Source organism: Nocardiopsis coralliicola (assembly GCF_054779695.1).
Genome location: NZ_BAAGXT010000006.1, coordinates 159,016 through 170,590, shown reverse-complemented (window position 1 = coordinate 170,590; position 11,575 = coordinate 159,016). Strand labels below are relative to the sequence as shown.

11 protein-coding genes are annotated in these 11,575 nt (G+C 74.6%); 6 read left to right on the top strand and 5 right to left on the bottom strand.

What is annotated here, in order from left to right; genetic code table 11:
- Positions 1 to 13: 13 nt before the first annotated feature.
- Positions 14 to 793, top strand: a complete 780-nt coding sequence (gene pstB / locus ACYVGT_RS07460; protein WP_460855694.1) for a phosphate ABC transporter ATP-binding protein PstB — start codon at positions 14 to 16, stop codon at positions 791 to 793.
- 264 nt (positions 794 to 1,057) lie between these two features.
- On the opposite strand, the gene ACYVGT_RS07455 is transcribed toward pstB, so the two are convergent.
- Entirely contained in the window at positions 1,058 to 1,675 is a 618-nt protein-coding gene (locus ACYVGT_RS07455; protein ID WP_460855693.1) for a DUF47 domain-containing protein, read from the bottom strand.
- Between the two features lie 509 nt (positions 1,676 to 2,184).
- Between ACYVGT_RS07455 and ACYVGT_RS07450 the strand changes: the two genes are divergently transcribed.
- The 3 genes from ACYVGT_RS07450 to purM all read left to right on the top strand — a co-directional run bounded on the left by ACYVGT_RS07450 (position 2,185) and on the right by purM (position 5,419).
- Positions 2,185 to 2,682 carry a sterol carrier family protein gene (locus ACYVGT_RS07450; protein WP_460855692.1) on the top strand — a complete coding sequence of 166 codons (498 nt, stop codon included), beginning with the start codon at positions 2,185 to 2,187 and terminating at the stop codon, positions 2,680 to 2,682.
- A gap of 4 nt (positions 2,683 to 2,686) precedes the next feature.
- A complete protein-coding gene (gene purF, locus ACYVGT_RS07445) occupies positions 2,687 to 4,171 on the top strand; it encodes an amidophosphoribosyltransferase (protein ID WP_460855691.1) in 1,485 nt (494 codons plus the stop codon).
- Between the two features lie 159 nt (positions 4,172 to 4,330).
- Positions 4,331 to 5,419 carry a phosphoribosylformylglycinamidine cyclo-ligase gene (gene purM / locus ACYVGT_RS07440; RefSeq protein WP_460855690.1) on the top strand — a complete coding sequence of 363 codons (1,089 nt, stop codon included), beginning with the start codon at positions 4,331 to 4,333 and terminating at the stop codon, positions 5,417 to 5,419.
- 321 nt (positions 5,420 to 5,740) lie between these two features.
- Here the strand turns inward: purM and ACYVGT_RS07435 are convergent, their stop codons facing one another.
- Positions 5,741 to 5,983, bottom strand: a complete 243-nt coding sequence (locus tag ACYVGT_RS07435) for a DUF3073 domain-containing protein (protein ID WP_460855688.1) — start codon at positions 5,981 to 5,983, stop codon at positions 5,741 to 5,743.
- Between the two features lie 344 nt (positions 5,984 to 6,327).
- Between ACYVGT_RS07435 and ACYVGT_RS07430 the strand changes: the two genes are divergently transcribed.
- Both ACYVGT_RS07430 and bldC read left to right on the top strand, forming a co-directional pair.
- The gene (locus tag ACYVGT_RS07430; RefSeq protein WP_460855687.1) at positions 6,328 to 7,287 is read left to right on the top strand and encodes a hypothetical protein; all 960 of its coding nucleotides are present in this window, start codon (positions 6,328 to 6,330) and stop codon (positions 7,285 to 7,287) included.
- Between the two features lie 883 nt (positions 7,288 to 8,170).
- Entirely contained in the window at positions 8,171 to 8,374 is a 204-nt protein-coding gene (gene bldC / locus ACYVGT_RS07425; protein ID WP_017593211.1) for a developmental transcriptional regulator BldC, read from the top strand.
- 187 nt (positions 8,375 to 8,561) lie between these two features.
- Here the strand turns inward: bldC and ACYVGT_RS07420 are convergent, their stop codons facing one another.
- The 3 genes from ACYVGT_RS07420 to ACYVGT_RS07410 are packed head-to-tail and all read right to left on the bottom strand — an operon-like array spanning position 8,562 to position 10,980.
- Entirely contained in the window at positions 8,562 to 9,338 is a 777-nt protein-coding gene (locus tag ACYVGT_RS07420) for an ATP-binding cassette domain-containing protein (RefSeq protein WP_460855686.1), read from the bottom strand.
- Positions 9,335 to 10,141, bottom strand: a complete 807-nt coding sequence (locus tag ACYVGT_RS07415; protein WP_460855685.1) for an ATP-binding cassette domain-containing protein — start codon at positions 10,139 to 10,141, stop codon at positions 9,335 to 9,337. Before ACYVGT_RS07415 ends, ACYVGT_RS07420 begins: the two co-directional genes overlap by 4 nt.
- Complete coding sequence (locus ACYVGT_RS07410) at positions 10,138 to 10,980, bottom strand: ABC transporter permease (protein ID WP_460855684.1); 843 nt, start codon at positions 10,978 to 10,980, stop codon at positions 10,138 to 10,140. Before ACYVGT_RS07410 ends, ACYVGT_RS07415 begins: the two co-directional genes overlap by 4 nt.
- Between the last annotated feature and the right edge of the window lie 595 nt (positions 10,981 to 11,575).

Here is an 11,575-nt window from a genome sequence, read left to right as displayed (position 1 = left end):
CTGAGGACACCCAGTGGCCAAACGAATCGACGTCTCCGGCCTGAACGTCTACTACAGCGACTTCCTCGCCGTCGAGGACGTCTCGATGACCATCGAGCCCCGGTCGGTCACCGCCTTCATCGGCTCCTCCGGCTGCGGAAAGTCCACCCTCCTGCGCACCCTGAACCGGATGCACGAGGTGACGCCCGGCGCCCGGGTCGACGGCAAGGTCATGCTCGACGACATGGACATCTACGGTCCCGACGTGGACCCGGTCCAGGTCCGCCGCGAGATCGGCATGGTCTTCCAGAAGGCCAACCCGTTCCCCACGATGTCGATCTACGACAACGTGATCGCCGGCGCGAAGCTCAACAACACCCGGATGTCCAAGGCCAAGGCCGACGACCTGGTCGAGCGCTCGCTGCGCGGCGCGAACCTGTGGGAAGAGGTCAAGGACCGGCTGAACAAGCCGGGTGCGGGCCTGTCCGGCGGCCAGCAGCAGCGGCTGTGCATCGCGCGCGCCACCGCGGTGGAGCCGACCGTGCTCCTGATGGACGAGCCGTGCTCCGCGCTGGACCCGATCTCGACGCTCGCGATCGAGGACCTGATCCACAAGCTCAAGGAGAACTACACGATCGTCATCGTCACCCACAACATGCAGCAGGCTGCGCGGGTGAGCGACCAGACGGCGTTCTTCAACCTCTCCGCGCCCGGCAAGCCGGGCAAGCTGATCGAGATGGGCGAGACGAACAAGATCTTCACCAAGCCCGACAAGCAGGAGACCGAGAACTACATCACCGGCCGGTTCGGCTGAGTCAGGCCGGCCCCTCGCCGGCCGGCTGAACGCAGTGCAGCAGCGGCGGTCCACCGCACGGTGGGCCGCCGCTGCTGTGCCGGGAGCGGTGTGCGCTCCGGCCGGTCTGCAGCTGTGCCGGTGCCCGGCGGAGCTGGGGCGGCGGCGCCGGCCGGGGGCCGCGCGGGGCGCAGAGCGGGCCGCGGCGGGGATCAGGAAGGGAAGGCGGGGAGAGAGGGGAGGGCGGGTTCGGGGCCGCTCCGGGGCGCCGGGTCCAGCGGCTGCTCAGCCGTTCTTCACGGCGATGGACTCGACCGTGTTGGCCACGTGCTCGAAGGCGTCGGCGGCCGTCTCCAGCTCCTCCACGACGTCCTTGAGCTTCATCACGGTGAGCGCGTCGTAGTCGCCGCTGAACAGGTGCGCCAGCAGGCGGCGGTAGATCTGGTCGGCCTGGTTCTCCAGCTGGTTGATCTCGATCCAGTACGGCGCCAGGTCGTGCATCGTGCGCAGCCGCGGCATCGCTTCGGCGGTGAGCTCCGCGGCCCGCTCCAACACCTCCACCTGGGCGATGATGCCCTTGGGCAGCCGCTCCAGCCGGTAGAGGCCGATCAGGTCCACGGCGGCGTCCATGGAGTCCATGACGTCGTCCAGGCAGGAGGCCAGCCGGTAGATGTCCTCGCGGTCGAACGGCGCCGCCGTGCGGCCGTTCAGCCGCCGCATGATCGCGTGCGTGCGCTCGTCGCCGGCGTGCTCGCAGGCCCGCATCCGCTCACCGACCGCCTCCCGGTCGGCGTCCTCGCTGATCAGCTCGGTCAGCAGGCGGGCTCCGGTGACCAGGTTGTCGGCGGAGTCGCTGAGCATGTCGTAGTACGCGTCGTCGCGCGGTCGCAGCCGTAGGCGCACGTCTCTCTCCCGAAGTGCGGTGATCGGGTGGATCGGGCAAATCGTCCATCAGGGATGTTATGGGCGATATTCGGATATCGAGGCTCGCTGGACTCGGACGCGGCCGATCAGACCGCCCTCCGGCGCGCCGGGCCCCGCGCACACACTGGCCGCAGCCGCCGCACACCCCCCGTACGGCACGCGCGCCATCCTATCCACTCGGGCATTTGCGCTCCTCACCGCGCACTCCGCAGCCCTTCGCCACCAACGCGCCCCGATGCTGGCGAACACGACATACATCACAGTGCCCACCGCCGGATCCGCGGTGGGGCTCCGCGGAGCCCGCGCGGCTCGAAATCCCCGGCCGCGCGACGCTGCGCGGTCGCCGCTGCCAGTGTCCTCCCGCGGGACAGTCCGGACAAGTGGGCCGTACCGCCCGCAGCCCGACCGTAACCGCCCCGTTGCCCCGGGCGCCGGCCGGGGGTGCGGGCGGCCCGCGCCCCCGGCACGCCCCGCCGTAGGCTCGGAGCATGACCCGACGACCCACGGGGGCGGACCGGCGCCGAGCGGCACTGCGGGAGGCCCTCGACCGGCAGCTGGCGGCGCTCGGCCGGCCCTCCTACGCCGGCCCCGACACGGCCGAGGCGGAACTGGAGGCGTGCGCCCTCGCGGTGCTGGCCGCCCGGGATTCCGGTGCCGAACCGGAGCGCGCCGCGGTGAAGGCGGCCGTGCGCGGCAGCCTCGACGCGCTGGCGGCCCGCGCCCCGGGCCACAGCCTGGAGGTCCGCGTCCCGCCGTTCGGCGCGGTGCAGGTGATCGAAGGGCCGCGGCATACCCGCGGCACCCCGCCCGGCGTGGTGGAGGCGCCGCCGCTGGTCTGGCTGGCGCTGGCCGCCGGCCGCCTGGACTGGGACCGGGCCGCGTCCGAATACGCCGTGGCAGCAAGCGGTGTGCGCTCCGACCTCAGTGCCCTCCTCCCCCTCTGGGCCCCCGGTGGGCCCGCCGGGGGCTCGCAGGCACTAAGCTGATGGTGTGTCGCATTCCGACGGCCGGCTCAGCGCAGACGCAGAAATCGACCCGTTCGAACGCCCCGCACAGGACGCGTGCGGAGTCTTCGGCGTCTGGGCTCCCGGAGAAGAAGTCAGCAAGCTCACCTACTTCGGCCTCTACGCCCTGCAGCACCGCGGCCAGGAATCCGCGGGCATCGCGCTCAGCGACGGTGACCGCATCGTCGTCTACAAGGACATGGGGCTCGTCTCCCAGGTCTTCAACGAGGCGACGCTGGACTCGCTGCGCGGGCACATCGCCATCGGGCACTGCCGGTACTCCACCACGGGCTCGCCCGTCTGGGAGAACGCCCAGCCCACCTTCTACTCGGCGCGCGACGGCGGCCTGGCCCTCGGCCACAACGGCAACCTGATCAACACGCCGGAGCTGGCGTCGATGCTGCCGGGCGACCGGCTGGGCGCCACCACCGACACCGAGGTCCTCACCAACCTGATGGCCTCCAGCTCCCGGCGCACCACCGAAGAGGCTGCGCTCGACGTCCTTCCGAAGGTCCAGGGCGCGTTCTCCCTGGTCTTCATGGACGAGGGGACCCTGTACGCCGCCCGCGACCCGCAGGGCATCCGCCCGTTCGTCCTCGGCCGCCTCCGCGGCGAGCAGGGCGACACCGGCTGGGTGGTGGCGAGCGAGACGGCCGCGCTGGACATCGTCGGCGCCGTCGTCGAGCGGGAGATCGAGCCCGGCGAGCTGATCACCATCGACGAGCGCGGCGTGCGCTCGCTCCGGTTCGCCGAGGCGGCCCCGAAGGGCTGCCTGTTCGAGTACGTCTACCTGGCCCGCCCCGACACCACCATCGCCGGGCGCAACGTCAACTCCACCCGGGTGGAGGTGGGCCGCCGCCTCGCCGCGGCCCACCCGGCAGACGCCGACCTGGTGATCCCGGTCCCCGAGTCGGGCACGCCCGCCGCCGTCGGCTACGCCCGCGGCAGCGGCATCCCGTTCGCCCAGGGCCTGGTGAAGAACTCCTACGTGGGCCGGACCTTCATCCAGCCCAGCCAGACGCTGCGCCAGCTCGGCATCCGGCTGAAGCTGAACCCGCTGCGGGACGTGATCGAGGGGCGGCGGCTCGTCGTCGTCGACGACTCGATCGTGCGCGGCAACACGCAGCGCGCCCTGGTGCGCATGCTGCGCGAGGCCGGTGCGGCAGAGGTCCACGTGCGCATCTCCAGCCCGCCGGTGATGTGGCCCTGCTACTACGGGGTCGACTTCGCCAGCAAGGCCGAACTCGCCGCCGGCTCGCTGGACACCGAAGGCATCCGCGCCTCGATCAACGCCGACTCGCTGGCCTTCGTCGGCCTGGAGGACCTCACCGAGGCCACCCGGGTCCCGGCCGGGCAGCTCTGCCGGGCCTGCTTCGACGGCGTCTACCCGATCGAGGTGGACGAGGCCAGCCGCGGCAAGTTCCTGCTGGAGAAGTCCTGCGGCACTCCCGCCGCATCCGGAGCCCGCTAGGCGCCGTGCGGGGCCGCCCGGCTGCGGTCCCGCGCACCGGCCCCGCAGCGCCGCGCTCCCCGCGGATACCTCCGCCCGCACTGCGCCGCATCAGCCCGCCCAGCAGCACCGCCCCAGCCCGCGCCGGGACCCGGCGCACCGCCCGACGAGAGGATCCCCGTGGCAGAGGCCCGGTCCGCCTACGCCGCCGCCGGCGTCGATATCGCCGCCGGCGAGCGCGCCGTCGACCTGATGAAGCGGCACGTCGCCCGCACCGCGCGGCCCGAGCAGGTCCGCGACGCCAGCGGCTTCGCCGGGCTGTTCCGGCTCGACACGGCGTCCTACACCGCGCCGGTGCTCGCCACCTCCACCGACGGTGTCGGCACGAAGGTCCTCCTCGCCCAGCAGCTGGACCGGCACGACACGATCGGCCGCGACCTGGTCGGCATGGTCGTCGACGACCTGGTCGTGGTGGGCGCCGAGCCGCTGTTCATGACCGACTACATCGCGACCGGCGCGGTGGTGCCGGAGCAGATCGCGGCGATCGTCGGCGGCATCGCGGACGGCTGCGCCGCGGCGGGCTGCGCGCTGATCGGCGGTGAGACCGCCGAGCACCCGGGCGCGATGCGGCCCGGCGAGTACGACCTGGCCGGCGCCGGCACCGGTGTGGTGGAGGCCGACGGCGTGCTCGGCCCGGACCGGGTGCGGGCGGGCGACGCGGTCATCGCCATGGCGTCCTCCGGCCCGCACTCCAACGGCTACTCGCTGATCCGCCGGGTGGTCGACGAGGTCGGCCTGGAGCTCACCGAGACGGTGCCGGAGCTGGGCGGCGAGCTCGGTGCGGCGCTGCTCACCCCCACCCGCATCTACGCGCGCGACTGCCTGGACCTGGCGCAGCGCACCGGCGTGCACGCGTTCGCCCACGTCACCGGGGGCGGCCTGGCGGCCAATCTGGCCCGGTCGCTGCCGGAGGGGCTGGGCACCCGGATCGACCGGTCCAGCTGGACCCCGCCGGCGGTGTTCCGCTTCCTCGCCGACCGCGGCGGGCTGTCCCGGGACGACATGGAGGCGACGTTCAATATGGGCGTCGGCATGGTCGCGATCGTGGACGCCGCGGACGCCGGCGCGGCCCTGGACATCCTGGCGGAGCGCGGGGTTCCGGCCTGGCAGCTCGGCACCGTGGAGCCCGGCGACGGCGCGCGGCTGACCGGCGACTACGCGGTAGACCGGGAGCACGGTGCGCCGCAGGGGCGCGGGGCGGTCGCGTGACGGCGGCCCCCGCCGACCGCATCGCCGCCGGCGTCCTGCCCGGTGGCGGACGCGGCGCGGTGGGGCGGCTGCCCGCCGCTCCGCCAGCGGTGGCGGGGGCACCGGCACCCGGGCCAGACATGGCGCAGGGGCGGTGCCCCGTGGGCACCGCCCCTCAGCCGGCGGAGCGCCCCCGTCGCCGGGAGCGGATGCAGACAGGCACAGCCGTGGCGGCCACCGCGGTGGACCGCCTCGGCTCTGCGCACCGTCGGACTCGGTCAGGCGGAGATCGGCGCGGACCGGGGATGGAGACCCACCCTGCCGCCGCCGCGCCCGTCGGCTCTAGCGGCGGCGGTCCGAGGACTCGTCCTCCGCAGGCTCGTCGGGCGTGGTGTACTCCTCCGCTAGGTCCGCGTAACGGTCGACAAGGTCGTCATAGGGATCGCTGCCCCCCTGCGACGGCCCCGCTTCGTCCTCAGCGACACCCAGCTCTGACCGCAGCCGGTCAAGATCGGTCCCCCCGGAGCTGTACTTCAGCTGCCGTGCGACCTTCTGCTGCTTGGCCTTGGCTCGGCCGCGCCCCATTGGCTCGACCCCCTCAACGATTGGGTTTGACGAAACCCCAGATCACTAGCAAATCCGCAATGCCGGGCTGACGGCCCTCAGCGCACTGACGTCAGGCGCCAGCTTACGTACGGATACAACCGTACCCGGTTTGGAACGGACCTGCCTACGCCGCCCACGCCAAACGGGCAGCACCGGCGCACCGCCGCCGACCGGGCGGAGGGCAGCGGCCGGGCCGCATCGCGGGCCGGCCGCTCAGTACCCGTGCCCGCACTGGTCCGAGCGGGTGCGCCGCTGCCCGGCGGGAGCCGTCCGGCCCCGGTCGAACCGGTGCCGCGGACCGTGATTTATGCCAGGATGCGAGCGTGCTGCCCTACACCGCCTATCTCCGGGTTTACCAGCCGCTGGCCGCCTTCCCCACCGCTGAGCGGGCCTACTGGCGGGACTACGCCGCCTCGGTTGAGCGGCCCCGGCGCGCGGACGCGGTCGCCGCCGAGCACGCCGAGAGCCTGCGCCGCGTGGTGGCGCTGCCGCCGGTGCCGGCTCCGGCCGGGGAGAGCGGGCACGCCTATGTCCGCCGGATGGGCGGCGCGGTCTATGTCTGCCCGTGGCAGACGCGGCTGCGCTCCTGGGTGGCGCTGCGCACATTCCGCGAGGAGACGCCGGCGGCACTGCGCCGGGCCTTCCTGCCGGACCGGGTGGCCGACGGAGCGGAGCAGGCGTTCGAGCGCTGGCGCGAGCGCGGAGAGCCGCTGCGCACCCAGATCCGCTCCAGCAACTGGACCGTGCCCATCCCGTGGTTCGCCCCGTTCGCCGCTGAGGAGCGCTGCCTCGTGCTGGACGGGCGCGCCGAGGACGGCGACGCCTCCGCCGAGACCGGCTCCGGCGCCGCGAGCGGTGAGGACGGGCCCGGGGCGGCGCCCAGCGGCTCCCCTGCGGCTCCGGCCGGCTCCGGCCGGGCCCCGCAGCAGGCCGGGACGCGCGTCCTCCTCTACGTCACTGAGGCGTCGCTGGCGCGCCAGCGGCTCGAGCACGCGGTCGGCATCCTGCAGGAGCACATCGGCGACGGCGCCCTCCTCGGCGAAACCGAGGAGCTGGAGGACTGGCTCGCGGCGGTCGCCCATCCGGATGCCCTCGTCGAGCTCGACTACGGCGGCCTGGTCCACCTGCTCGACGACGAGCGGCTGCGCGACGACGAATCGGTGGCCGAGATCGCCGCCGCGCTGACCGGGCTGGAGACCGGCCAGGACGAGCTGGCCGTGGCCATGTACCGGCGCACCGCGCGGCGCTGGAAGTCCATCCAGGCGCTCGAACACGCCAACTGAGGCCGGCGCCGCTGCCCGCTCCGGACCTCCGGCGCCCGGCCGTCCGGGGCCCGGGTGCGCGCGCACCCGCGGGGCTGCGCGGCGCTGCCCGCGCCGCGCCGCGGGCAGCGCCGTCCGGGCGGCAGCCCCGCGGCGGCGGTCACGGTGCGTCGGCGGCCCGCGGCCCTTGCGTCCCCCCGCGGAGGCCGCAGACCTGAGACCGGCTCGTGTTTCTGCTCGCCAGAGCGCCAGTGCGGCCGCGGACGCGGCGCGCGCCACGCCGAACGGCAACCTGGTGTACCAGGTTTCTCACCGAGCGCCACATATCTCTTCCCACGTCAGCGACGTAGAAGCGGTCCGGAGCGGCACAGATCGCGTCAAGTTTGCCGAAAGTGGGCATACCCGCCGATAGACATCCACATAGACTGTGGTCACGTCGTCACTGAGTGCACTCTCAGTAATCGAGACCCCATGCCACGCCGGGGGTCTGCACGTGCGGCAGCCTCGCCGCGGAGGGGGGTAGACCTAGATACCGGCCCGCGCGCCCACCTCCGACTTCAGGGCGCCTGCCAGGAGGAAAACCGGCCAGCCCCCATCCCCCGGACCGGTTCCGACCCGAGCCCGGTAGCACTTTCGGTCCGCCGGATCGAGAAAAACAGGGCCGGAGAACGAAGTTTTGACCGAATACGCCACATGCCACTAAACGTGTCGCTAGAATCACTCAGCGTGACGCAGCACTTGGGCGACTTTGAAACCTCTCTTCAGATCAAGTCGCGGTAAGTGGCTGTGCAATCACCTCGGGTGATGCCAATATGGGCCTCCGGGCAAATATTGGACATCCGGGCCAAGTGCCAGGATTAAGGCTCAGGATCGGCACACAGATCCAGGAGGAGAGGCCGTACACATGTCGACTCGCACGCCCGAGGCGGAGCCCCTGCTGACCCCTGCCGAGGTCGCCACCATGTTCCGCGTGGACCCCAAGACCGTCACGCGCTGGGCTAAGGCCGGCAAACTGACTTCGATTCGGACTCTGGGCGGTCATCGCCGCTACCGCGAGACCGAGGTCCGCGCTCTGCTCTCCGGCATCCCCAGCCAGCGCTCGGAGTGATCTCCCCCGGCACGTGCCGTTTCCGGGGGGAGCGTCCGAACCCGGTGCGACCGGGGTCGGGACCGGGGCGGGCCGCCATCGGCGGCCCGCCCTTCGCGTGTCCGCGGCCGTGCCCGCGGCAGGCAGAACACCCAGCGGCTCCCCGGGGGGCCGCTGGGCGGCCGCGGGCCGCCCGCCGCGCCCCGGTTCAGGGGGTCGCGTCGATCAGGAGGGCCAGGGCGGGAGACGCCGCGCGGGCGTCTCCGTCGGGGGTGGCGGCCGGGAGGTCCGCAGCGACGCGGCCCTCGTCGAGGACCACAATGCGGTCGGCCATCCGGCGGGCGATGCGCAGGTCGTGCGTGACGACCACGCGGGTGCGGCCCTGCATCGCCCCGTCCAGCACGCCGAGCACCTCGTCCTGGGCGAGGACGTCGAGACCCGCGGTCGGCTCGTCGGCCAGCAGCACGTCCGGGTCCGCGGCAAGGGCGCGGGCCACCGCCACCCGGCGCCGCTCACCGCCGGAGAGGGACGCCGGCCAGCGCCCCGCGGCAGCGGGGTCGAGCCCCACCCGCGCCAGGAGCGCGGCCGTCGCGGCACCGCCCGCTCGGGCGCCGGGCCGGCCGCTGCCGGGCAGCGCCTCCGCCACCACCTCACCGACGGTGTAGCGCGGATCGAACGCGGCGAGCGGGTCCTGCGGGATCCAGCCGACGCGGCGCCGCAGTTCCCGCCGGCGGCGCTCCGGCATGGCCCACACGTCGGTACTGCCGCCGTCTGCGCCGGTCACGGCGATCCGGCCGTGCTGCGGCCGGTCCAGCAGCGCCAGCACCCCCACCAGCGTCGTCTTCCCGGAGCCGCTGCGCCCCACCACGGCGACGGATTCGCCGGGGGCGACGGCGAAGTCGACGCCGTCCAGCGCGGTGACGCGGCGGCGGCCCCGGCCGGTGGCCGGCCGGCGGACGACTCCGGTGCACTCCAGCCCGGTCACCGCGCGGCCCCCGAGGCGCGCACGAGGGCGGCGGTGAACGGGTGCGCGGGAGCGCCGAGCAGCCGCTGCACGGGGCCGGCCTCCACGATCCGTCCGCCATCGAGGACGGCGACCCGGTCGGCCCAGCGCCCCGCGACGGCGAGGTCGTGCGTGATGAGCAGCACCGCGCGGCCGGCTGCCCGGTCCTGCCCCCCGGCCCCTGCGGCGTCGGCGCGCAGCGTGTCGAGGACGGCGGCCTGGGCGACGGGGTCGAGGTGCGACGTGGCCTCGTCGGCGATCAGCACGCACGGGCCGGCGGCGCGGGCGAGGGCGACGGCGACCCGCTGCGCCTGGCCGCCGGAGAGCTCGAAGGGGTACGCGGCGAGCATGCCGTCCGGATCCGCCAGCCCGGCCGCGAGGAGCGCGCGGCGGCCCCGGTCCGCCCGGGCGCGGCGCGGCACGCCGTGCGCCGCCAGCGTCTCGGTGAAGTGCCGCCGGACGGTGAGGGTCGGGTTCAGGCTGGCCTGTGCATCTTGGAAGACCAAGCCGATACCGGCGCCGCGCACCCGCTCCCGGTCGCGCTCCGGCAGCGCGAGGAGGTCCGCCGGGACTCCCCCGGGAGGCGCGTACACGGCGCTCCCGGACGCGGCGGCGCCGTCCGGGAGCAGCCCGAGGAGCGCCAGTGCCGTGAGGCTCTTGCCACTGCCGCTGCGACCGACGAGGGCCGTGACCTCGCCCGGGTACAGGTCCAGGTCGAGGCCGTCGACGACGGTTCGGCCGCCGGCGGCGATCCGCAGCCCGGACACCGCCAGTACGGGGCTCACCAGGCCCTCCCTTCCGCTCCGCGCCGGCCGGCGCCGGCGGCGAGCACGTTGACGGCGGTGATGACGGCGACGATCGCCGCCGCGGGCAGCGCCACCGCGTACCACTGGCCGGTGAGCAGCACCGAGCGCGCGTCGGCGAGCAGCGTGCCCCAGCTGGGGGTGTTGGGTGGCAGGCCGACACCGAGGAAGCTCAGGGTCGACTCGGTGAGGATGGCGTGGCCGACCTCGAAGGCGGCCACCGAGGCGATCGGCGGCAGCGCGTTGGGCAGCAGGTGGCGCACCAGGACGCGGGTGCGGCTGAGGCCGAGCGAGCGGGCGGCGCGCACGAAGGGGCGCTCGGCGAGCGCGGCGACCTCTGCGCGGGCGATCAGGGCGACCGGCATCCATCCGGTGACCGCGACGGCGGCGGCGACCGTGCCGGCCGACGGGCCCGCGACCGCGGCGAGGGCCAGCGCGACGAGCATCATCGGCAGCGCGAGGAGCGCCTCGGCGGTGCGCGTGATGGCCGTGTCGACGAACCGGGGGCCGACGGCGGCGAGCGCACCGAGCAGGGTCCCCGCGGCAACGGCGGCACCGCCGGCGGCGAGCCCCACCGCGAGCGACAGCCGCGCGCCGTACAGCATGCGGGAGAGCAGGTCCCGGCCGAGCGGGTCGGTGCCGAGCGGGTGGTCCGGGGAGAACGGCGGCAGGGCGGCCGCGGCGGCGTTGGTGGCCGCGGGGTCGTGCGGCGCCAGGACCGGCGCCAGCACCGCGGCCGCCCCGGCGAGCACGAGTACCCCGGCCGCAGCAGCCCGGCCCGGACGCCCGGCCCGGACGGCGGAGTGCACACCCGCACTCATCGGATCCCTCCCAGCCGCACGGCGCCGCCCCTGATCGGGCCGGCGCCTGCAGCGAACGCGCACGCCGAGGCGCGCAGCCGGCAGCGCCTCAGGGCTCCGCGCGCTACCGCGGGATCGGCTCCTCCGGTCAGGCCGGCTTCCGAAGCCATCGGCGGACGCACGTCGGCGCGGACGAAGCCCGCGCCTCCGCCCTGCGGCGCAGTTCCGCGCCGGCTCCCGCGGGACTCTGCCGGCGCGGTCCGGCCGGCGGGCGTGCCCGCCGGCCGGACCGTTCCGGGCTGCCGGAGCGGCGCGGCGAAGGGGGTCACGGAGGGGGTGGGCAGCGGCTCGGCCGCGGACCAGGCGGGCTCGCGGCGGCCCCTGCCGTCCGCGAACGGCACGTCGTTCTCTGGCTCCGGGCCCCAGGTGCCGGGCAGCGCACCGCCGTTTGCCGAGGCCCCGGCGCAGGAAGCGCTCGCGCACCCTGGTACCGGTGCGCAGGCGGAGGCCGCGGCACCGCGTCCCGCCGGGACGCGGCCGTCTGCAGGAAGGAGGGCGCGGCGCGTCCGCTCCCGGACGGCCAGGGCGCAGGGTTCCGCGTTCGGGGTGCAGCGGC

Coding starts and splice junctions, on each gene's coding strand:
- ACYVGT_RS07450 (WP_460855692.1), top strand. CDS start 2,185: ATGACCCGACGACCCACGGGGGCGGACCGGCGCCGAGCGGCACTGCGG.
- bldC (WP_017593211.1), top strand. CDS start 8,171: ATGTCGACTCGCACGCCCGAGGCGGAGCCCCTGCTGACCCCTGCCGAG.
- ACYVGT_RS07410 (WP_460855684.1), bottom strand. CDS start 10,980: ATGAGTGCGGGTGTGCACTCCGCCGTCCGGGCCGGGCGTCCGGGCCGG.
- ACYVGT_RS07435 (WP_460855688.1), bottom strand. CDS start 5,983: ATGGGGCGCGGCCGAGCCAAGGCCAAGCAGCAGAAGGTCGCACGGCAG.